This window comes from Acidovorax sp. DW039 (assembly GCF_037101375.1).
In the GTDB taxonomy this organism is placed as follows: Bacteria; Pseudomonadota; Gammaproteobacteria; order Burkholderiales; family Burkholderiaceae_C; genus Acidovorax.
This window is the reverse complement of record NZ_AP029019.1, coordinates 1,266,125-1,288,904: the sequence shown is the minus strand read 5'-3', so window position 1 is coordinate 1,288,904 and position 22,780 is coordinate 1,266,125. Positions and strand designations below refer to the sequence as shown.

General features: G+C 62.1%; 17 protein-coding genes. 16 read left to right on the top strand and 1 reads right to left on the bottom strand.

Annotated elements, in window-relative coordinates; all coding sequences use genetic code 11:
* Window positions 1–35: 35 nt before the first annotated feature.
* From AACH87_RS05760 to AACH87_RS05725, 8 genes are all read left to right on the top strand, one after another.
* Window positions 36–509, top strand: coding sequence for a hypothetical protein (locus AACH87_RS05760; RefSeq protein ID WP_338797804.1), 474 nt, complete (start codon window positions 36–38; stop codon window positions 507–509).
* Window positions 510–604: 95 nt separating this feature from the next.
* Window positions 605–1,951 (top strand): tRNA (N6-isopentenyl adenosine(37)-C2)-methylthiotransferase MiaB, encoded by a 1,347-nt coding sequence (gene miaB / locus AACH87_RS05755; RefSeq protein WP_338797803.1) that lies wholly within the window; start codon window positions 605–607, stop codon window positions 1,949–1,951.
* A gap of 48 nt (window positions 1,952–1,999) precedes the next feature.
* Window positions 2,000–3,505 carry an ATP-binding protein gene (locus AACH87_RS05750; protein ID WP_338797801.1) on the top strand — a complete coding sequence of 502 codons (1,506 nt, stop codon included), beginning with the start codon at window positions 2,000–2,002 and terminating at the stop codon, window positions 3,503–3,505.
* Window positions 3,495–4,184: a hypothetical protein gene (locus AACH87_RS05745; protein WP_338797799.1), complete on the top strand. Its 690-nt coding sequence runs from the start codon at window positions 3,495–3,497 to the stop codon at window positions 4,182–4,184. The genes AACH87_RS05750 and AACH87_RS05745 overlap by 11 nt, the downstream gene beginning before the upstream one ends.
* Before the next feature lie 11 nt (window positions 4,185–4,195).
* On the top strand, window positions 4,196–5,617 hold the full coding sequence (locus AACH87_RS05740) for a sigma 54-interacting transcriptional regulator (protein ID WP_338797798.1): 1,422 nt from the start codon (window positions 4,196–4,198) through the stop codon (window positions 5,615–5,617).
* 284 nt (window positions 5,618–5,901) lie between these two features.
* Complete coding sequence (locus tag AACH87_RS05735; protein WP_338797797.1) at window positions 5,902–7,449, top strand: glucan biosynthesis protein G; 1,548 nt, start codon at window positions 5,902–5,904, stop codon at window positions 7,447–7,449.
* Window positions 7,450–7,490: 41 nt separating this feature from the next.
* A complete protein-coding gene (gene mdoH / locus AACH87_RS05730) occupies window positions 7,491–9,521 on the top strand; it encodes a glucans biosynthesis glucosyltransferase MdoH (RefSeq protein WP_338797796.1) in 2,031 nt (676 codons plus the stop codon).
* A 345-nt stretch (window positions 9,522–9,866) separates the two neighbouring features.
* Window positions 9,867–10,742, top strand: a complete 876-nt coding sequence (locus tag AACH87_RS05725) for a C13 family peptidase (protein ID WP_338797795.1) — start codon at window positions 9,867–9,869, stop codon at window positions 10,740–10,742.
* A gap of 119 nt (window positions 10,743–10,861) precedes the next feature.
* On the opposite strand, the gene ffh is transcribed toward AACH87_RS05725, so the two are convergent.
* Window positions 10,862–12,247 (bottom strand): signal recognition particle protein, encoded by a 1,386-nt coding sequence (ffh, locus tag AACH87_RS05720; RefSeq protein ID WP_338797794.1) that lies wholly within the window; start codon window positions 12,245–12,247, stop codon window positions 10,862–10,864.
* A 112-nt stretch (window positions 12,248–12,359) separates the two neighbouring features.
* On the opposite strand from ffh, the gene ccsA reads away from it, so the two are divergent.
* From ccsA to AACH87_RS05680, 8 genes are all read left to right on the top strand, one after another.
* Window positions 12,360–13,157, top strand: a complete 798-nt coding sequence (ccsA, locus tag AACH87_RS05715) for a cytochrome c biogenesis protein CcsA (protein WP_338797793.1) — start codon at window positions 12,360–12,362, stop codon at window positions 13,155–13,157.
* Complete coding sequence (locus AACH87_RS05710) at window positions 13,046–13,378, top strand: PP0621 family protein (RefSeq protein ID WP_338797792.1); 333 nt, start codon at window positions 13,046–13,048, stop codon at window positions 13,376–13,378. The genes ccsA and AACH87_RS05710 overlap by 112 nt, the downstream gene beginning before the upstream one ends.
* Complete coding sequence (locus AACH87_RS05705; RefSeq protein ID WP_338797791.1) at window positions 13,378–15,084, top strand: ATP-binding protein; 1,707 nt, start codon at window positions 13,378–13,380, stop codon at window positions 15,082–15,084. The genes AACH87_RS05710 and AACH87_RS05705 overlap by 1 nt, the downstream gene beginning before the upstream one ends.
* A gap of 5 nt (window positions 15,085–15,089) precedes the next feature.
* Entirely contained in the window at window positions 15,090–16,634 is a 1,545-nt protein-coding gene (locus tag AACH87_RS05700) for a sigma-54 dependent transcriptional regulator (RefSeq protein WP_338797790.1), read from the top strand.
* Between the two features lies 1 nt (window position 16,635).
* Window positions 16,636–17,229: a 1,6-anhydro-N-acetylmuramyl-L-alanine amidase AmpD gene (gene ampD, locus AACH87_RS05695; RefSeq protein ID WP_338797789.1), complete on the top strand. Its 594-nt coding sequence runs from the start codon at window positions 16,636–16,638 to the stop codon at window positions 17,227–17,229.
* 373 nt (window positions 17,230–17,602) lie between these two features.
* Window positions 17,603–20,512, top strand: coding sequence for a ribonucleoside-diphosphate reductase subunit alpha (locus AACH87_RS05690; protein WP_338797788.1), 2,910 nt, complete (start codon window positions 17,603–17,605; stop codon window positions 20,510–20,512).
* 135 nt (window positions 20,513–20,647) lie between these two features.
* Window positions 20,648–21,832 (top strand): ribonucleotide-diphosphate reductase subunit beta, encoded by a 1,185-nt coding sequence (locus AACH87_RS05685; RefSeq protein WP_338797787.1) that lies wholly within the window; start codon window positions 20,648–20,650, stop codon window positions 21,830–21,832.
* Window positions 21,833–22,019: 187 nt separating this feature from the next.
* Entirely contained in the window at window positions 22,020–22,640 is a 621-nt protein-coding gene (locus AACH87_RS05680) for a histone (protein WP_338797786.1), read from the top strand.
* The last annotated feature ends 140 nt before the right edge of the window (window positions 22,641–22,780 follow it).

The following is a 22,780-nucleotide window of genomic DNA, read 5'->3' as shown; positions in this document are numbered from 1 at the left end:
CGTAAAATCAGCCGCCCAGCCCCTGGATGTACACCATGAATTGCTGCCCCACGACCCACACCACACTCCCCATTGCCCGCCCGGCACGACACACGCTGCGCAACTTGCTGCTTTGCTCAGCGCTCGGCACTGCGGGCCTGCTCGCGCTGCAGCCAGCCCAGGCCCAGGTGGTCAGCCCGCTGGGTAACGTGCGCAATTTTCCCGAGAATGCCGTGCGAGGCACGCTCACCATCAACAGCGTGCAGGAAGCCAAGCTCGACAACAAGGACGTCCGCATGGCCCCGGGCATGCGCCTGTTCAGCCCACAGAACTCGCTGGTGCAACGCCACACCGTGATCGGGCAGACCTACAAGGTCAACTACGTACTTGAAGCCAGCACCGGGATGCTGCTGTCGGCCTGGATTCTGAGCGAGGCCGAGGCGGCCAAGCCCTTCAAGGGCAGCGACACAGTGCTCACCAACATCAACGTTTCCAACGGCAACGTATCCACCGGCAACGTTCTGAAGTAACGCTGCCTGCAGCCCGGCACTGCGTCCGGGCCCAGTCCCCCCCCACAGTCCGCGCCCCACAGGCGGCGGGCCTGTTTGCTATTTGCGGATTTCCCATGGCCAAAAAAGTCTTTATCAAAACCTTCGGCTGCCAGATGAACGAGTACGACTCGGACAAGATGGCCGACGTTCTCAATGCCGCCCAAGGCTACGAGCCCACGCAGAACGTGGACGAAGCGGACCTCATCCTCTTCAACACCTGCTCGGTGCGCGAAAAGGCGCAAGAGAAAGTCTTCAGCGACCTGGGTCGCATCAAGCACCTGAAGGCACGCGGCGTGAAGATTGGTGTGGGTGGCTGCGTGGCCAGCCAGGAAGGCGCGGAGATCATCAAGCGCGCCCCGTTTGTGGACGTGGTGTTCGGCCCGCAGACACTGCACCGCCTGCCCGAACTGCTGAGCCAGCGCGAGCGTCAGGACCGCCCCCAGGTGGACATCAGCTTCCCCGAAATCGAGAAGTTTGACCACCTTCCGCCCGCCCGTGTCGAGGGCGCCTCGGCCTTTGTCTCCATCATGGAAGGCTGCAGCAAATACTGCAGCTACTGCGTGGTGCCCTACACGCGCGGTGAAGAAGTGAGCCGCCCGTTTGACGACGTGCTGGTGGAAGTGGCGGGCCTGGCCGACCAGGGCGTGAAGGAAGTGACGCTGCTGGGCCAGAACGTGAATGCTTACCTGGGCAAGATGGGCGGCACGGCAGAGGTGGCCGACTTTGCCCTGCTGCTGGAGTACGTGGCAGATATTCCGGGCATTGAACGCATTCGCTACACCACCAGCCACCCCAACGAGTTCACACCCCGGCTGATCGAGGCTTATGCCAAGCTGCCCAAGCTGGTGAGCCACCTGCACCTGCCGGTGCAACACGGCAGCGACCGCATCCTGATGGCCATGAAGCGTGGCTACACGGCCATGGAATACAAAAGTACCATCCGCAAGCTGCGCGCCATCCGCCCTGATCTGGCGATGAGCAGCGACTTCATCGTGGGCTTCCCAGGCGAGACGGAAGATGACTTCAACAAGATGATGAAGCTCATCGACGATATCCACTTTGACAACAGCTTCAGCTTCATCTTCAGCCCACGCCCCGGCACACCGGCCGCGAGCCTGCACGACGACACGCCACACGACGTGAAGCTGCGCCGCCTGCAGCACCTGCAAGGGGTCATCAACGCCAACATCAAGTCCATCAGCGAGAGCCGGGTGGGTACGGTACAGCGCATCCTGGTCGAAGGCACTTCCAAGCGCGACACCCACGAGCTGATGGGCCGCACCGAGTGCAACCGCGTGGTCAACTTTGCGGGCCAGGCGCGGCTGGTGGGGCAGATGGTGGACGTGAAGATCACCGAAGCCAAGGCATACACCCTGCGCGGCGAGGTGCTGGTGCGTGAGGACGCCCCGCTGGCGGCCTGACGAAGGCACAGCCCGCTAGTCGCTGCTCGCTACTGCACCCAAGGCCCCATGGCAGCCCCTGCTCCAAGCCCTGCCACCCCAGCGCACGCGCCAGACGCCGCGGGCGTGCCCAGCCCAGGCCCTGCATCCGGCAAGCCGCGCCAGAATGGCCCCTCGTTCCAGCAACTGCTGTTGCTGGCCTTTTTGCTGATTGCGGGCTTGCTGGGCACCAGTGCCTTGCGCGCAGTCTTCATGCTGGAATCCCTGATCGGGCAAAGCCAGGCCAGCGCAGCCCAGGCAGCCGCCCTGAGCGTGACAGCGCAAACGCTGAACCAGCGCGGCCAGGCCCTGGAGCGGCTGGCACGCCAGTCGCTGGTGCTGGGCGATGCACAGCTGCGCCAGGGCTTTGACGACATGGCGGCCGATGCAGCACGCCTGCTGGAGCAGTTGACGCAGGCAGGCCTGCCGCAAGACCTGGCGCAGCAGTGGCAGGGCCACATGAAAACGGTACACACCCTGCTGCGAGCAGCGCCCGGCCCTTCGCTTGAAAATGAGCGCAGCGTGGTCGAAGAATTTGTGGCGCTGGACAGCCTGCACGCGGCCATTACGCAGGCCGTGCAGCAACTCAACGAGCGCAAGAGCCGCGAGTTGCAGGCCATGGTGGACGCCAGCCGGCAGGGCGTGACGCACCAGCTTGTCGGAGCCATCGTGCTGGGCCTGGTGCTGGCCTTGTCGCTGGGCATCTGGCTGGCACGTCCGTTCAAGCGACTGGAGCGTGCCATTCGCCGCCTGGGAGAAAACCAGCTGGAGCGCCCCGTGGTCATCAGCGGCCCCGCAGACGTACGCCGGGTGGGGCTGCAACTGGAGTGGCTGCGCCTGCGCCTGCTGGAACTTGATGCCGACAAAGCCCGCTTTCTGCGCCACGTATCCCACGAACTCAAGACCCCGCTGGCTTCGCTGCGTGAAGGCGTGGCCCTGCTGCAGGACGAAGTGACCGGGGCGTTGACCGAAGGGCAGAAGGAAGTCACCCAGATCCTGCTGCAAAACACGCTGGTGCTGCAAAGCGAAATTGAAGCCTTGCTGCGCTTTAACGCCGCAGCCTTTGAGGCACGGCAACTGCAACGGCGCGAGACCGAACTGATCGGCCTGCTGGAAGACCTGGCGGACAACCAGCGCCTGCAGTGGCAGGCCAAGGGGATGCGTGTGGAGGTGGAAGGTGAGCCCACCGTGCTCTTGCTGGACCCCGAAAAAATCGCCTCGGCCATGGGCAACCTGCTCTCCAACGCCATCCGCTTCTCGCCGGAGCAAGGTACCGTCCGGCTGTCTGTATCGCGTGCGGCAGGTATGGTGCGGATCGATGTCACCGACCAGGGTCCGGGCGTAGCCCCTGCAGACCGCGCCCATGTGTTTGAGCCCTTCTACCGCGGCGAGCGCCAGCCCGAGAACGCCGTGCGCGGCACGGGCATTGGTCTGTCTATCGTGCAGGAATACATCCACGCCCACGGGGGCAGGGTGCAACTGCTGGATGCACCGCCCCGCTCCTTTTTCCGGATTGAATTACCTGATGCATCCTGACCTTACCCCACCGAGCATGCCCACCCGCGTGCATGGCACCCCTGTGCTGGCAGCCGCGCTGTGTTTGGCCTTGCTGGCAGGATGCGCCACCACCGCACCGCAGACGCAAACGCCTGCACCTCCCCCGCCCGTGGAAGAGCCCCAGATGGCAGCGCCTGCCGAACCTGAACCCACGCAGGCGGAAGAAGCTGGCCCCACTACGCCGCCCAAAGACCGCCTGCGCGAGCTCCTGGACTATGCCGACCGCATGCAGCGGGCCAGCACCGTAGACCTGGCGCGGGAGATGGCCCGTTTGTCTGACGGTGACGAGAACAAGCCCGGGCGCAACCTGCGCCTGGCCCTGGTGCTGATCCAGACCCGGCAACCTGCAGACACGGCCCGCGCCCTGGGCCTGGTGCAGCGCGCACTGGCCCATGCCGATGCCCAAGACCTGCACCCTTTGGCACGCCTTCTGGAAGCACGTTTGACACACCAGCGCAAGCTGGAAGACCAGCTGGAGCGGCAAGCCCAGCAATTGCGCGATGCGCAGCGGCGCAACGACCAGCTGAGCGATCGGCTGGAAGCCATGCGCGCAATTGAACGCAGTCTGACCACGCGTCCGCCCACGTCCGTCGCCCCCGCCAGCAATCCCGCCTCACCCAGCGGATCTGCCAGCAGCACCAACGCCGGTAAACCCTGATGCCCCGTGCCATGACCGCGCCCCACAACCCATCGCAGCCCTCCCGCCCTGCCCAGCACCGCATCCTGGTGGTGGATGACGACGCGGACATGCTGCGCCTGCTGTCGCTGCGCCTGAAGGCTGCGGGGCATGACGTGGTGGCCGTGGGCTCTGCCGAGGCAGCCCTGGCCCAACTGGACATTGCCAGGCCCCAGCTGGTGCTCAGCGACGTGCGTCTGCCGGGCAAAGACGGTCTGGCGTTGTTCGACGAGGTGCATGCGCGCCACCCTTCGCTGCCCGTGATCCTGCTCACGGCCCACGGCACCATTCCCGACGCGGTGGAGGCCACCTCCCGCGGCGTGTTCACTTACCTGACCAAGCCCTATGACGGCAAGGAGCTGCTGGAGAAAGTGGCCGAAGCGCTGGCCCTGAGCGCGCCAGCCGTACACCAGGCCCATGCCAACGAAGCCTGGCGGGCCGATATCGTCAGCCGATCCACGCGCATGACCGACCTGCTGGCCGAGGCGTACATGGTGGCCCAGTCAGACGCCAGCGTGCTGCTGCTGGGCGACAGCGGCTCGGGCAAGGAGCTGCTGGCCCAGGCGATCCATCGCGCCAGCCCCCGTGCGCAGCGGCCTTTTGTGGCGGTCAACTGTGGGGCCATCCCGGAGGCCTTGCTGGAGTCCGAGCTTTTCGGCCACGTCAAAGGCGCGTTTACCGATGCCGTCAGCAACCACAAGGGGCTTTTCCAGGCGGCAGACGGTGGCACCCTGCTGCTGGACGAGATTGGGGATATGCCACCGGCCCTGCAGGTCAAGCTGCTGCGCGTGCTGCAGGAACGTGCCGTGCGGCCTGTAGGGTCCAGCCAGTCCATTCCCATCAACGTGCGCATCATCTCCGCCACGCACCGCAACCTGGAAGCGGCCATGGCGGCCGGTCAATTTCGCGAAGACCTGTATTACCGGCTCAATGTGGTGACGCTGCTGCTGCCCACGCTGGCCGAGCGGCGGGAAGACATTGCGCTGCTGGCCAACCACTTCCTGGACAAGCTGGCCCACAAATACGACAAGCGCCTCTCAGGCTTTGCGCCCGAGGCGCTCAAGGCCCTCACCACGGCTGCATGGCCTGGCAACGTGCGGCAGCTCTACAACGTGGTCGAACAGGTGTGCGCCCTGTCTACAACCCCCCTCGTGCCCCTGACACTGGTGCAGCGGGCGCTGCGCACGCCTTCCACCCAGGTGCTCAGCTTTGCAGAGGCACGCCAGCGGTTTGAGCGCGAGTACCTGGTGGGCCTGCTCAAGATGACCGATGGCAATGTGGCCGACGCCGCCCGGCTGGCCCAGCGCAACCGCACCGAGTTCTACCGCCTGCTGCAAAAGCACGCTCTCACCCCCGGCCAGTTCAAGGCCGAAGGAAGCGGCACCGACGATGTCGCCGATGAGCGACAAGAGTAAGTCTTTGATTTAAAAGCGTTTTCCTGCGCACAACTACAAGTCGATCGCTAGACAGCGACAAAAAATCAAGCGTTACCCCGCAAAAACGCCTCTGGCGGGACGTCAACGCCTGCCTGTACCTTTGCTTACGTACAAAGCAGCAGCTAAGCATTTGATTTGAAACAGCTTTTCAAAGCTGGCACAGGGTTTGCCCTAAACAGGGCATGCAAGCCCTTTTTCACTCCATAACCCTCAGTGCACCCGCGAAGGCACGGGTGTTGGCAGCATGCGCCGCCCTCTGTGCGATGGGCCTCGGCGCAGCGGGCGCACAGCCCGTCCGTGCGTCCTCCACTTCCTCTTTGCCTCCCGCGTCGCCCGCCGCCCCGCAGGTGGATCTGGACTATGTCACCCAACTGGCGCGCCAGCGCGCGGCCCAGCCCTATGCCGCGATGAACGTGCGGCTGCCGCCCGAGCTGGAGTCCATGAACTATGACCAAGTGCGCGACATCCGCTGGCGGCCGCAACAAGCCCTGTGGCGCACAGAGCAGTTGCCGTTTGAAGCCATGTTCTTCCACCTGGGCCTGTACCAGCGTGAGCCTGTGCTCATCAATGAAGTGACGCCCCAAGGCAGCCGCCACATCCCCTACCGGGCGGCCGATTTCGACTATGGCAAGAACAAGGTCAGCCCTCAAACCTGGGGAGACCTGGGGTTTGCAGGCTTTCGCCTGCATTACTCGCTGAACACCACAGCCTACAAAGACGAGCTGGTGGTGTTCCAGGGAGCCAGCTACTTCCGCGCCTTGGGCGCGGGCCAGCAATACGGGCTGTCGGCCCGGGGCCTGGCGATTGACACCGTGGGCGGTGCGGGCGAGGAGTTTCCGCGCTTTACCGAGTTCTGGCTTGTGCGCCCCCAGCCAGGCGAAAAGCAGGCCACGGTGTATGCGCTGATGGATTCGCCCCGCGCTACAGGAGCCTACCGTTTTGACATCCAGCCCGGCCCGCAGACCGTGACGCAGGTGCGCGCCCGCATCTTTGTACGCGGTGCAGCCGCAGGGCCCATCAAGACGCTGGGTATCGCGCCGCTGACCAGCATGTTCCTGTTTGGCGAAAACCAGCCCCGCAAGGACGACTTTCGCCCCGAGGTCCACGACTCGGACGGCCTCATGGTGGCCACGGGCGAAGGGGAGTGGTTGTGGCGGCCCCTGCAAAACCCCAGACAACCGCTGGTCACCTCGTTTGCCACCACCAACCCCAAAGGGTTTGGCCTGATGCAGCGTGACCGGCAGTGGAGCAGCTACGAGGACGTGGAAGCCCGCTATGAGCGCCGGCCCAGCGCCTGGGTGCGCCCTTTGCACGACTGGGGCCCTGGCCGGGTGGAACTGGTCCAGCTGCCCACGCCCGACGAAACCCACGACAACATCGTCGCCTACTGGGTGCCCCGCCAACTGCCCGCAGCAGGTACGCCCCTGGAGGTGAACTACGAGCTGCTCTGGCAGGGCGACGAGCAGCAGCGCCCCCCGGGAGCCTGGGCCACGCAGTCGCGCCGCGGTGTGGGCTACACGCAGCAAAGCGCAGAGGCGCTGCGCAAGCAGGTGCAGTACGTGGTGGATTTCACCGGCCCGGCGCTGGCCCCCCTGGATGCCCAGGCCCCCGTGAAAGCCGTGGTGACCAGCGACGGCAATGGCCGCGTGTTGGAAAGCGGTGTCTACCGCAACCCCGCCACAGGCCAATGGCGCATGACCGTGCGCATTGAGCGATTGAGCAAAGACCGCCCCATCGAACTGCGCGCTTTCCTACAACACCTCCAACACGCTGTGAGCGAAACATGGACCCACGTGATTCTTCCCGAGTAGGCCGTCATCCCACCCGTTTGCAGACGACACAGGAGCCCACCATGCATGCAACCCGTACCGCCACCGAAGGGCTGGCCCGCCGCGGGGCGTCGTACCCGCGCCCTGCACGTCCGGTAGCCAGCTCACGCAGTCCGCTGCGCGAGGAACGGCACCCTAATAGCGTCACCGCCCCACCCATGCACCGCGGCTCCATGCCGGTCGTGCCGTGGAAAGGTTTCTGGAACAGCCTGGCCAGCGCCTTGCTAGGCCGCACACCCAATACACCTCAGGGGCCTTTGGAAGCTGCCCCGCAACAGGCCTGGGAACAGGCAGCGCAGCGCCGCCGCTGGACCTTTGCGCTGCTGGTGCTGGCCAGCACGATACTGGCCAGTGTGCTGTTTGCCCAGGTACAGCCCGTGTATGAGAACGCCTGGCTGGGCTGGGGGCAGGTAGGCCTGTTTGCCCTGCTGTCTGCGTGGGTGGTGTCCGGCTTCATCACCGCGATGATGGGCTTCTGGGTGATGCTGCGGGGTGACCGGCATTCCCTGTCTGCCCGCAGTGTGGCCAGCCACACGCTATCGCCCGAGGTACGCACGGCCATCATCATGCCGATCTGCAATGAGGATGTGGCCACGGTGTTCGCGGGGCTGCGTGCCACCTGCGAATCGGTCGCGGCCACTGGGCACGGTGGCAGCTTCGATGTGTTTGTGCTGTCTGACAGCTATGACGCAGACATTGCCAAGGCAGAGCGCGCCGCCTGGGAAGAGCTGCGCAGCGCTCTGGCAGGCCAAGGGGGCGCTCAAACCCAGGTGCAGGTGTACTACCGCCTGCGCAAGCGCCGCACCCACCGCAAGGCAGGCAACGTGGCCGACTTTTGCCGCCGCTGGGGCAAGGACTACCGATACATGGTGGTGCTGGACGCCGACAGTGTGATGAGCGGTGACTGCATCGTCTCCATGGCCAAGCTGATGGAAGCCCACCCCACGGCGGGCATCATCCAGACCGCAACCCAGGCCATTGGCCACGTCACGCTGCATGCGCGTGCCCAGCAGTTTGCATCGCGGGTCACGGGTCGGTTGTTCACGCTGGGCATGCAGTTCTGGCAATTGGGCGAGTCGCACTACTGGGGCCACAACGCGATCATTCGGGTGCAGCCCTTCATGCAGCATTGCGCGTTGGCCCCCATTCGCGGCACGGGCGGGCTGTCGGGCGGCATCATGTCGCACGACTTTGTGGAAGCGGCACTGATGCGCCGCGCGGGCTACCACGTATGGCTGGTAGGCGACCTGGTGGGCAGCTACGAGCAGCAACCGCCCGACCTGCTGGCCGAGCTGCAGCGTGACCGGCGCTGGTGCCAGGGCAACCTGCAAAACGCCCGCCTGATGGCCGAGCCAGGCATCCACCCCGTGCACCGCTCCATGTTCATCACAGGAGCCATGGCTTACCTGTCTGCCCCGCTGTGGCTGGCGTTCCTGACCCTGGGTACCGCCCTGTGGGTGTCGGGCTCGCCCCTGCTGGCCAGCTGGCATATCTTGCCTGCCGAGTTGCTGGCCCTGTGGGCCTGGACATTGAGCATGCTGTTCCTGCCCCGCATCCTGGGGGTGGCTGCCGTCTTCATGCGGGGCGAGCAGCAACGCTTTGGCGGGGCGCTGAGCCTGCTCAAGAGCGCGGCCCTCGAAAGCGTGCTGGCCATCCTGCAGGCGCCTGTGCGCATGCTGGCCCACTCCCTGTTTGTACTGGTGGCGCTGACAGGCATCGCGCTGGACTGGAAATCCCCCCCGCGCGAGGCACAGGCCGTTCCATGGCGGGACGCTGCAGCCCAGTTGGCCCCCATGTCGCTGGTGATTGCGCTGCTGGCCGCGGGCGTTGGTGCTATCGACAGCGGCGCCTTGCTGTGGCTGGCCCCGGTGGCTGTGCCACTGGCCTTGGCCATCCCGCTGACCGTGCTGACCAGCCAGATTGCGCTGGGCAAGGCATTGCGTGCGCAGCGGTTCCTGCTGATTCCGGAAGAGGCCTGGTCGCCCCCCGTGCTGCGCAAGGCATGGCGTCACGCCCAGCGCCTTGCCCAGCCTGCGCTGCGCCTGGCAGCATGAGGGGCTAGTCCACTTGAATCCTTGAAATCGGCGGTGCGCCGGGGCTGCAGCGGAATGCACGGCAACGAAGAGTGCGGCCTAGCCAGACCCTCACGCACCGCTTTCAGTGGACTAACGGTGTTTCGTGAGAAACGCCACAGTTTCAAGGTCGGTGCTTGCACCGGCCTTTTGTTTCAAAGCTCTGTTTTTGATAGCAGCTTGCGCTCTTGGCATGAGCGCTAGAGGCTTGGCCAGCGTGTAACAGGGCCACTCAATCCAGCAAACAGGCACTTTGCGGGTCGCTACGATATGGCCGACTGCGGCCTCCGCCGCCCCTGTGACCTGCCCTGTTGAACGGATTTGCCTGTGAACTCCGCGCTCATTTCTACACCTTCCCCCAGCGCCACTTTGCCATCGCGCCGCTTTTTCCACTCCAGTCTGCTCGTCCTGGCCCTGCTGGCAGCGGGCTGTGCAACGCCACCAGAACCTGCGCCCGAACCTGCTCCTGAACCCGAGCCAGAGCCGGTAGCGGCCCCCGCACCGCCGCCTCCGCCACGGCTGCTGTTCGCGGGTTTTGCCATGCACTCCCAGTCCAAAGCGTTCCGCAACGATGTGCTGGCAGCAGAAAAGCTGGTGACGCAAATCGACCCGAACGCCCTGCTGGTCAAGCTGGCCAACCCGGCAGCAGGCCAAAGTGCCGACTGGCCTCAGGCAACGGTCGAAAACTTTGAACTGGTAATGAACAAGATTGCCGAAGTGGCGCGGCCCCAGGACAAGATGCTGCTGCTGATCTCAACGCATGCCAATCCGGGCACGCTGAATATCCAGGCCGCGGGCAAGAACCTGAAACCACTGACCGCCCAGACACTGAGCGCCGCCATGGCTCCGGTGCAGCACATCCCAGCCATTGTGGTGCTTTCCGCCTGCTACAGCGGCTCTTTCCTCAAGCCTCTGCAAGCACCCAACCGCGTGGTGATCACCGCCACCGACGTCAACCGCACATCCTTCAAGTGCCAGTACACGGGGGACTACACCTTCTTTGGCGATGCGCTGTTCAACCAGGAACAGGCCACGGAACTCTCAGTGACCGACTGGATGGCCGCAGCGCGCAAGAGCATTGAAGCCCAGGAAAAGCGCCGCCGCCTGCCCGCGTCGAAACCCCAGATTCATGTGGGCGAAGAAGCCAAGGCATGGGCAGAGAGGCCACTCAAAGACTGGATGCAGGTGTCTGCACCACAGTAAGGCTTCGCTCAGAATCCGTTCAAAGGCCTTGAACAAAAAGAGCTGCTAGCGCCCTGTACACAAGCGCTAGCAGCTCTTTATTTTGTAGCAGCCTGATAGCTGCAGTTCAAGGTCGCAGCTCAGCGGGGTCCGCCGAAAGGCATCTTGGGCATGCCCCCCATGCCCTTGAGGCCGCCCATGCGCTTCATCATCTTCATGAGGCCGCCGCCCTTCATCTTCTTCATCATTTCCTGCATCTGCTCAAATTCCTTGAGCAGGCGATTGACCTCTTGCACATGCACGCCCGCCCCGTTGGCGATGCGCTTCTTGCGCGTGGCTTTGATGAGTTCGGGCTTGCGCCGCTCTTGCGGCGTCATGCTATGGATGATGCCTTCCTTGCGGCGGATGTCTTTTTCTGCCTTGTCCATGTCGATGGAGCCTGCTTTGGAGGTCAACTCGGTCGGCAGCTTGTCCATCAGGCTGGAGAGCCCGCCCATCTGCTTCATCTGCTGGATCTGTGCCAGGAAGTCGTTCAGGTCAAAGCCATCCCCACTCTTGACCTTGGCTGCCAGCTTCTGGGCAGCTTCCAGGTCCACACCCGCTGTAACCTGTTCCACCAGGGCCACGATGTCGCCCATGCCCAGGATACGGCCCGCATGCCGCTCGGCATCAAAGACCTCCAGCCCGTCGATCTTCTCGGACACCCCGGCGAACTTGATGGGAGCCCCGGTGACCTGACGCACAGAGAGCGCGGCACCACCGCGTGAGTCGCCATCGAGCTTGGTCAACACAATGCCGGTCAGTGGCAGGGCTTCCTTGAATGCCTTGGCGGTATTGATTGCATCCTGCCCCTGCATGGCATCCACCACGAACAAGGTCTCGACGGGATGGATGGCAGCATGCAACTCCTTGATCTCATTCATCAAGGCTTCGTCAATCGCCAGGCGGCCCGCGGTGTCCACCAGCAGCACATCAAAGTAATGCTTCTTGGCATAGTCCAGGGCTGCACGGGCAATATCCAACGGCTTCTGGTCGGGGGTACTGGGGAACCACTCCGCGCCCGCCTGAGCCGTCACGGTCTTGAGCTGCTCAATTGCCGCAGGGCGATACACGTCGCCAGATACCGTGAGCACCTTCTTCTTGCGCTTTTCAATGAGGTGTTTGGCCAGCTTGGCGGTGGTGGTGGTTTTACCCGCACCTTGCAAGCCCGCCATCAGGATCACGGCAGGGGGCTGAGCAGCCAGGTTGATATCGGCCACTCCTTCGCCCATGGTGGCCGCCAGTTCGCGGTTCACGATGCTGACCAGCGTCTGCCCGGGCTTGAGGGAGCCCAGAACCTCCTGGCCCAGGGCCTTTTCCTTGACGCGTGCAATGAAATCGCGCACCACGGGCAGCGCCACGTCGGCCTCCAGCAATGCCATGCGCACTTCACGCAGCATGTCCTGCACGTTGGATTCGGTAATGCGGGCCTGGCCACGCATCTCCTTGACGAGTCGCGTAAGTTTGTCGGTAAGTGCGGAGGCCATAGGCTGAGGGTGGGGAAGGATTCTGAAAACACCCATCTGGCGGCATCCATGCAGGCATCAAGAGTGAAGCAAACAGGGCGCCAGGGGCGGGCAAAAGGCTAAACTGTGACCCATGATTTTAGCGAGTAGCTCCCCCGTCAGCTGGCTGCTGGCCCTGGCCGCAGCCTTGGCATACGCCACCCCGGCCGCCGCCGCATCCCGGCTTGGCCAAAAGGCGTCACGTAACGCCTTGCTGCTGGCGTGGGTGCTGCATGGTTTGTTGCTGGTGTGGGGCTTGTGGGGAGAGACTCCACGCTTCGGTTTTGGCCCGGCCTTGTCCGTGACCGCATGGCTGGTGCTGACGGTCTATGCGGTGGAGCGGCAACTCTTTCCGCAAATGCAGGCCCGCTGGATTCTGGCCGCCCTGGGGGCTGCCACCATCGTGCTGGCATTGCTCTTCCCTGGTCAGCCCCTGCACGTGACCGCATCCGCCTGGCTGCCACTGCATCTGGCCCTGGGCATCGCCTGTTATGGCCTCTTTGCGGCAGCGGTGGTTCACGCCTGGCTCATGACTCGCGCAGAGCATCACATCCGGCAAGCAGAAGACCCCCACAGCGGAGTGCCGCTTCTGACTCTGGAAAGACTGACCTTCAGGTTTGTGACTGCCGGCTTCGTGCTGTTGAGTGCGACCTTGCTGGCAGGCTGGCTGTTTGGTGAGACCCTGTATGGCCGCGCCTGGCGCTGGGACCACAAGGCGGTTTTCTCGCTGCTCTCATGGCTCACGTTTGCCACACTCATCATCGGCAGGGCACGTTTCGGATGGCGGGGCCGCAATGCCGTCCGGGTACTCTACGCAGGCTCGGCATTGCTCATGCTGGCGTATGTGGGATCGCGCTTCGTGCTGGAAGTAGTTCTGGGTCGCAGCGCATGAAATACCTGGTCCTGTTTGCCATTCTGGCGGTTGTCTTCGGCGTGTGGAGACATCGTCGCGAACCTGTTGCGCAGCAGCCTCCGCGGGCAGGTAACCCACCCCCTCCGCAAGATATGGTGGCATGTGCGCATTGCGGACTGCATTTCCCTCGTGCCGATGCCATCGTCCAGCACGGACGCGCATATTGCTGCGCAGACCACCTGCGCGCAGGCAGCTTGTGATGAACGATGGATTGCTGGCCGAGCCACGGCTGAACGCCGCGGACGCGCCGTTTGCCCGACTGTGGCGGGGCTTTCTGACCGGGCGGCTGATGATTGCGGTGGCGTTGCTGACGCTGCAACTCTTCAGCCTGTTTTTCAACCAGCAGCTAGACCCGGCCTCCTTTGCAGTTTGTACTGCCTATCTCGTAGCCACTGCCTTGCTACGGATCCTGGGCAGCCAAGTGCCCCCGCCACCTAATACTGGCCCTCACTGGCTACCCTCCATCGGGCTGGATATTGCCGCGGTGTGTGCATTGCAATTGCTGCACACCGGCACCATGAACTTCACGCCCCTGTTTGGGCTACCCATTCTGATGGCAGCTGTCCTGGGCTCACTCACCCTTGCCCTGGGAACCACTGCCGCCGTCACACTGCTGCTACTGATGTGGGCAGGCTGGACCAGCACACAAAACCTGGGAGATGACACGCAACGCTACCTGCAAAGTGCGCTGACAGGCACCGGCTACTTTGTGGTGACCTACTTGGTCCACCAACTCTCTACCAGGCTGGTAGGCGAGCAGGAAATTGCGCAGCGCAACCGGGTGGCGGCACAGCTGCAGATGCAGGTCAGTGCGCTGGTGATTGAGCACCTGAGTGACGGGGTGCTGGTGGTGGACGAGAACAACACCGTACGCATGGCCAATCCCGCAGCGCAAACCTTACTGGGTGACAGTACCCCCACCCTTCTTCCCTTCTCATTAAACCGTGGCGATGGATGGCAGCCTCTGGTGCAGTTGGCACATCAGACCTTCCAAAGCCATCAGCCGCAGGCGGCCGATGTGGCCCTGCTGCATCCCGGTGAAAGCCCGATGGGGCTGCATGCACGAACCTGGCTGACCTCCACAGCAGAGGGCGCATCGCCAGGCAAGGGAGAACAGCTGTGCGTGATGTTTCTCCATGATCTGCGCGAGATGGAAGCACGCCTGCGCACCGAAAAACTGGCGTCCATGGGTCGCATGTCTGCCGCAGTGGCCCATGAAATTCGCAATCCACTGGCAGCCATCGTTCAGGCCAATGCCTTGCTGGAGGAAGATCTGCAAGATCCCGCCCAAAAACGCTTGGCCCACATGGTGCAACAGAATGCAGACCGTCTTGCCCGCATTGCCGAGGAAGTGCTGGACATTGCGCGCGTTCAGCACCAGATCAGCCACGCACCGGCCTCCACCCTGCCGCTGGACGCCAGCGTTGCGCAGATGTGGAACGATTGGGCAGCTCATGATCCGGCGCGCAGAAAAGGACAGCTGCTTCTCAACGCCAGCCAGCAGCATGTGGAGTTTGACGCTGAACATCTGCGCCGTGTGCTGGTCAACCTTCTGGACAACGCAGCGCGCTACATGGGGTCCGAACAGGATTCTCTGATGGTGCAGACCCGCATCAGCGTCACGGGCCAGATCACCTTGCAGGTGTGGAGTGACGGCGCGCCTATGGACAAATCGGTGGAACGCCACTTGTTCGAGCCATTCTTCTCCTCCGAGAGCCGTTCCAGTGGCCTGGGTTTGTATATCTGCCGGGAACTCTGCCAGAGGCACGGCGCATCCATCAGTTACCAGCGCACTACGCGCGCACTGGAGCGCGGGGCCATTGGGGGCAACGCATTTACGGTGGCATTCCGCAGGACCACCCGCCCCATCGAGCCCGCCACACTTTTTGATTCCATCGTGATCTGAAATCCATGAACGCCTTAGCTGCATCCATCCTGGTCATTGATGACGAACCCGACCTGCGCACGCTGTACGAGTTGACCTTGTTGCGCGAGGGCTATCGGGTCGAAACGGCATCGACCCTGCAGGAAGCCCGAGAGCAGCTCAAAGCGCAGACCTACGATGTCGTCATCACCGACATGCGCCTGCCGGACGGCTTTGGCATGGAGATCCTGCAAGACCTGCGCGATCAACAGCGAAGAGAGCGATGCGTGGTGATGACGGCCTATGGCTCCGCAGAAAACGCCGTGGAAGCGCTGCGGTCTGGAGCATTCGACTACCTGACCAAGCCCGTAGACCTCAAGCAATTCCGCTCCGTAGTGGCATCTGCAGTGCAGGGTACCGGCGCGACGCCGCCACCACGCTCCACGCGTCAGGTGACCGGTGCCCGCGGTGCGCCAGCCAAAGATACGGGCAGCGCAAGCACAGCTATCGTCAACACGTCCCTTGAACGCCTGGTGGGCGACTCCGATGCCATGCGCAATGTGAAGCAGCGCATTGCCAAGGTAGCACGCGGCATGGCACCAGTGCTGGTAAGAGGCGAGTCGGGCACCGGCAAGGAACTGGTAGCGCAGGCCCTGCACGCCTGCAGCCAGCGCTCAGATGGCCCCTGCGTTGCAGTGAACTGTGGAGCGATCCCTGAGAACTTGCTGGAAGCAGAATTCTTTGGCGCAAGAAAAGGCTCCTACACGGGCGCCAGCCAGGACCGTGAGGGGTATTTCCAGGCGGCCAAAGGAGGCACGCTGTTTCTGGACGAAATTGGAGACCTGCCGTTGGCCATGCAGTCCAAACTGCTCCGTGCCATCCAGGAACGCAGCGTGCGCCCCCTGGGCTCTACACAGGAAGAGACCGTGGATGTGCGCATCGTCAGCGCCACACACCGCGACCTCGCAGCAGATGTGCAGGCAGGACGTTTTCGGCAGGATCTGTACTATCGGCTCAACGTCATCGAGATCGTGATTCCCCCCTTGCGGGAGCGCAGGGAAGACCTGCCGGCTTTGTGCGCGACGTTGTTGGCGCGTATCAGCCAGGAATCCGGCATGCCAGTCCCACGTCTCACCGACCAGGCCTTGCAGGCCATTGCCGCCCATCCACTGACGGGCAATGTGCGGGAGCTGGAAAACCTCCTGCACCGGGCCGTCGCACTCAGCGATGGGGATGAATTACAGATAGACGGCGTCTCCCCGCCTCCTTGCCCACCCGACATGAGGGTGACATCTCAACCGCAGACACCACCAGCCGCTACGTCGTCAGCAGTGGGCTCCACACAAGATGCCAACCCCACATCCCAAGCAGCCGCAGGAGCGCTGGGATGCCCCCCTCTGCCCGATGATCTTCAGGCTTGGCTAGACCAGCAGGAACGGGAGATTCTGGTGCGGGCATTGAAAGAAAGCGGCTTCAATCGCACCGCGACTGCCGCCCGGCTGGGCATCAGCCTGCGACAGATTCGCTATCGCATTGCACGGCTGAACATCGCAGTGCCCAATGACCCGGATTTTCAGGAAGAGATCGGCTGACATGAGCGCAGCCTCCTCTGTCTGGGAAGACGACTGGTATCGCCAAGCCACCCGGCTGCCTTCTCCCAACTTTGGCTTCCGCCCCTGCCCGGCACGTGAGTCCGTAGACCTTGTCGTGGTGCATTCCATCAGTCTTCCACCAGGGCAGTACGGCACAGGAGCCGTGCAAAGGCTGTTCACCAACACTCTGGATTGGGATGCCCACCCCTATTACGAGCAAATCCGCGGACTTCAGGTCTCCGCCCATTTCTTTATTGAACGCAGTGGGCAACTGTGGCAATTTGTAGGCTGTGATCAGCGCGCATGGCATGCAGGACAGTCCTTTTACCGAGGTCGGGCCAATTGCAACGATGACTCCATCGGTATCGAACTCGAAGGACTGGAGGGCCTCACTTTTGAAGAAGCCCAATACCAGACACTCGCCTCCCTGTGCAATGACCTGGCAGTTCGCTACCCCCTCAAATACATTGCGGGGCATGAACATGTGGCCCCGGGGCGCAAAGCAGATCCGGGTGTCGGCTTTAACTGGCACAAGCTGATGCAGTTGGTTGAGGCAAGCACCCTGAGCGCGCCTAGTCAAGTCGCAGCGAACTAAACCTGAGCAGCGTTCGGGTTTAAAAAAAGCGGCCAAATCAGGGTAGGATCGCCCCCCTTCAAAAACAACGATCCAAGCCCCAAGCGGCCTCGCAAGAGAAATCCTGCGCGAGCCCGCACAGTTACGCCAACAGCCCCCACGAAATCCCATGGCAGAGCGGTTTTCCGCACCCTTTGCCGACCTGTCTGAGTGGTGATACAGCTGGTTGCCAGAAACCAACTGATGCCTCACGGTACACTACCAGTAGTGCCTTGAACACGAACGACACACCATATATAGTGTGCAAAGCCGAAAGGCTGGTGCACCGCTCTCGTCTCTGCTGCAGCTCCCGCAGCTGCCAGCCCACCCCGTCAGCCCATAGAAGAGGACACCCATGCAAGCTGCTTTGAACACGCCCGAAACCACTCGCGCGCCCCTTGAAGGTGCAGTCACCGACACTGCCGAATCGGCAACCGGTACGCAAGGTCACTACCAGATCATTCGGCGCAACGGCGCGGTCGTACCGTTCGAAGCACCCAAGATTGCCATCGCACTTATGAAAGCCTTCTTGGCCGTACACGGCACGCAAGGCGCTGCCTCCGCCAGCGTGCGCGAAGTAGTGGATGCCCTGACCCAAGGTGTCACACGCGCCCTGATGCGCTCTCGCCCCGGCGGCGGAACGTTCCATATAGAAGATGTGCAAGACCAGGTAGAGCTGGGTCTCATGCGCGGAGGCCACCACGAGGTGGCCCGCGCATATGTGCTGTATCGCGAGCGCCGCACGCAAGAGCGCGCCAATTTGGTCAAGCAACATGCTCCCGCCACGCCCGTCCTTCATGTACTGGACAACGGCCAGCGCGTCACACTGGATCTGCACCGCCTGCAGTCACGCATCGAATCGGCCTGCGTTGGGCTGGGCAAGGACGTCAAGGCCGACCCCATCTTGGCGGAAACCATGCGCAACCTCTATGACGGCGTGCCCATGGACGAGGTGTACAAGGCATCCATTCTGGCGGCTCGCACACTGATCGAAAAAGACCCCGACTACACCTACGCCACCGCACGTTTGCTGCTGCACACCATCGTGCGTGAAGTGCTGGGTCGCGACGTGATGCAGGACCAGATGGGCGCGGCTTACGTCGATTACTTCCCCCAATTCATCCAAAAAGGCGTGGACAACGAACTGCTGGATGCACGTCTGCTGAAGTTCGACCTGGCCCGCCTGGCAGCCGCCCTGAAGCCTCAGCGCGATCTGCAATTCGACTACTTGGGCTTGCAGACACTGTACGACCGCTACTTCCTGCACGTGCGCAAGAGCCGCATCGAACTGCCCCAGGCCTTCTTCATGCGCGTGGCCATGGGCTTGTCGCTGAACGAAGCCGATCCTGAAACACGGGCCATCGAGTTCTACGAAGTGCTCTCCAGCTTCGATTTCATGTCGAGCACGCCCACCCTGTTCAACAGCGGCACCCTTCGCTCGCAGTTGTCCAGCTGCTATCTGACGACCGTGCCGGACGACCTGGACGGCATCTATGAATCCATCAAGGAGAACGCGCTCCTGTCCAAGTTTGCCGGCGGTCTGGGCAACGACTGGACCCGTGTACGTGCCCTGGGTTCCCACATCAAGGGCACCAATGGCGAATCCCAAGGCGTCGTTCCCTTCCTCAAGGTGGTGAACGACACGGCTGTGGCCGTGAACCAGGGTGGCAAGCGCAAAGGTGCCGTCTGTACCTACCTGGAAACCTGGCACCTCGACATCGAGGAGTTTCTGGAACTGCGCAAGAACACAGGCGATGACCGCCGCCGTACGCACGACATGAATACGGCCAACTGGATTCCAGACCTGTTCATGCGTCGCGTGATGGAAAAGGGCACCTGGACGCTGTTCTCTCCTTCCAACGTTCCAGACCTGCACGACCTGTTCGGCGCAGAGTTCGAGAAGGCCTACGTAGCCTATGAAGCCAAGGCTGCCAGCGGCGAACTCAAGCCCAGCAAGACAGTGCAGGCCACCGATCTCTGGCGCAAGATCCTGACCATGCTGTTCGAGACAGGCCACCCCTGGATCACATTCAAGGATGCCTGCAACGTACGCTCGCCCCAGCAGCACGCAGGTGTGGTGCACTCCTCCAACCTGTGCACGGAAATCACGCTCAACACCAGCGATACGGAAACCGCTGTCTGCAACCTCGGCTCCGTGAACCTGCGTCAACACTTGAAGGACGGGCAGATCGACCACGAGAAGCTGAAAAAGACCATCACTGTGGCCATGCGCATGCTGGACAACGTGATCGACATCAACTACTACGCCGTCAAGAAAGCCCGCGATTCCAACCTGCGTCATCGTCCCGTGGGTCTGGGTCTCATGGCGTTCCAGGACAGTCTGTATGAGTTGCGTATTCCTTATGCATCGCAAGAAGCTGTGGAGTTTGCGGACAAGTCGATGGAAGCCATCTGCTACTACGCTTACTGGGCTTCTACTGAATTGGCCAAGGAACGTGGCCAATATTCCAGCTACAAGGGGTCTCTGTGGGACCGCGGCATCCTGCCCCTGGACACACTGGACATGCTGAGCCAAGCCCGTGGTGGCTACGTGGAAGTGGACCGCGCCTCGACGCTGGACTGGGATGCGCTGCGCAAGAAGATAGCGCAGGACGGCATGCGCAACTCCAACTGCGTGGCCATCGCTCCTACAGCCACCATCTCCAACATCGTAGGAGTGGACGCATCTATCGAGCCATCGTTCGGCAACCTGTCGGTCAAGTCCAACCTGTCGGGCGAATTCACGGTCATCAACGGCTATCTGGTGCGTGACCTCAAGCGTCTGGGACTGTGGGACGACGTGATGATCATGGACCTCAAGCACTTCAAGGGCTCGCTGCACCCGATTGATCGCGTGCCCTCCGATGTGAAGGCTCTTTACTCCACTGCGTTTGAAGTCGAACCCAAGTGGCTAGTTGAGGCTGCTTCACGCCGTCAGAAGTGGATTGACCAGGCACAGAGCCTGAACATCTACATGGCTGGCGCATCGGGCAAGAAGCTGGACGACACCTACAAACTGGCATGGGTACGTGGCCTCAAGACCACTTACTACCTGCGCACCCAAAGCGCTACTCACGTCGAAATGAGCACGGTCAACACGCGTCAGCTCAATGCCGTGTCATCGGGTTCTGAAGGTCCTTCGGCTCACTCGGCCGACAACACCTCGAACGCTGCGCAAGCCAGCGAAGCACATGGCACTGCAGTGCCAGCAACCGACGTGAAGTTCACTGCCATCGACGACGTGGCATGCGAGGCGTGCCAGTAACGCCAACCACGCAGCACGCCTTCATCAAAAAGGCGTGCTGCTCATGTGCTGTGAAGCAACAAAACGTTGCTGCACAACGCTTCAGTGCTTTTCTTTTTGCAGCACTGCTTTCATAATCCGCACACTGGAAAATCTATGCTGACCTGGGACGAAGAAGTCAAGCCCTCATCGCAAAATCCAACGGACGGTGGCATGCACAGCAGCCACCAGGCAGAGCAGTCTTCGCTGTCTTCGCAGACACCTGCACTGCAATCCGTTGCAAGCGTTCAGCAGAACGCATCTCCAGCTCCTGCCGCCACTCACCGCCGTGTGGTCGCAGCAGACAAGCGCATCATCAACGGACAGACTGATGTGAATCAGTTGGTGCCGTTCAAGTACAAATGGGCGTGGGAAAAGTACCTCGCCACCTGCGCCAATCACTGGATGCCGCAGGAAGTGAACATGACGCGCGACATCGCACTCTGGAAGGACCCCAATGGTCTGACCGAAGATGAGCGTCGCATCGTCAAGCGCAACCTCGGCTTTTTTGTCACGGCAGATTCGCTGGCCGCCAACAACATCGTGCTGGGCACCTATCGCCACATCACGGCGCCCGAGTGCCGCCAGTTCCTGCTGCGCCAGGCATTCGAAGAGGCAATTCACACCCATGCGTACCAGTACATCGTTGAATCGCTGGGTCTCGATGAGAGCGAGATCTTCAACGCCTACAACGAAGTCGCCTCCATCCGTGACAAGGACGAGTTCCTGATCCCCTTCATCGAAGCGATCATGGATCCCAACTTCCACACGGGTACGCCACAGGCCGATCAGACATTGCTCAAATCGCTGATCGTGTTTGCCTGTCTGATGGAAGGCTTGTTCTTCTATGTGGGCTTCACACAGATTCTCGCGCTGGGTCGCCAGAACAAGATGACAGGCGCTGCAGAGCAGTACCAGTACATCCTGCGTGATGAGTCGATGCACTGCAACTTTGGCATTGACCTGATTAACCAGCTCAAGCTGGAGAACCCCCATCTGTGGACTGCAGAGTTCAAGGCCGAAATCAAGGCCCTGTTCCTCAAAGCCGTAGAACTGGAATACCGCTATGCCGAAGACACCATGCCGCGTGGCGTGCTGGGCATGAACGCATCCATGTTCAAGGGCTATCTGCGGTACATCGCCAATCGTCGCGCCACCCAGATCGGCCTGGAAACGCTCTTCCCGAACGAGGAAAACCCGTTCCCGTGGATGAGCGAAATGATCGATTTGAAGAAGGAACGTAACTTCTTCGAAACACGGGTCATTGAGTACCAGTCTGGCGGAGCGCTGTCCTGGGACTGATCCCATTGCGTGCTTTCAGGCCATGGACGCTTACACCACACCCCGCCCACCAGCCCTCGTGATGAGAGCTTGCGGTGGTGTTCCCGTATTCATGGTGATGGAGCCAGACAGCGTCCATCACCATGGATCGCTTCACGTCCACTGCAGATGTGAAGTGCTCTTTGCTAATTGACCCAAGGAGAACATGATGGCAACTGCGAAAAAACCGGCCGCAAAGAAAGCCGCCCCAGCAAAAAAGGCGACTCCCGCTAAACCCGTAGCCGCAGCGAAGAAGGCTGCTGCTCCAGCGAAGAAGGCTGCTGCTCCAGCGAAGAAGGCTGCTGCCCCAGCGAAGAAGGCTGCTGCCCCAGCGAAGAAGGCTGCTGCCCCAGCGAAGAAGGCTGCTGCTCCAGCGAAGAAGGCTGCTGCTCCAGCGAAGAAGGCTGCTGCCCCAGCGAAGAAGGCTGCTGCCCCAGCGAAGAAGGCTGCTGCCCCAGCGAAGAAGGCTGCTGCCCCAGCGAAGAAGGCTGCTGCTCCAGCGAAGAAGGCTGCTGCCCCAGCGAAGAAGGCTGCTGCCCCAGCGAAGAAGGCTGCTGCTCCAGCGAAGAAGGCTGCTGCCCCAGCGAAGAAGGCTGCTGCCCCAGCGAAGAAGGCTGCTGCTCCAGCAAAGAAGGCTGCTGCCCCAGCGAAGAAGGCTGCTGCTCCAGCAAAGAAGGCTGCTGCTGCAAAGAAAGTGGTGAAGGCTCCAACTGCGCCTGCAGCGCCAGCCGCACAAACTACCCTGAACCCTCAGGCTGCATGGCCCTTTCCCACAGGCGCAAAGCCCTGAGGAAAGCGTTTCACGCTCAGTCTGACCCGGTGCCCGCACCGGGTTTTTTTTGCCTATTTCAGAGGCAGCGCCCCTCAGAGCCGGGCTGAAGCCCCACATGCTGCCGGAATTGGATTACCCGAGGTATGGTGACGCAGCCA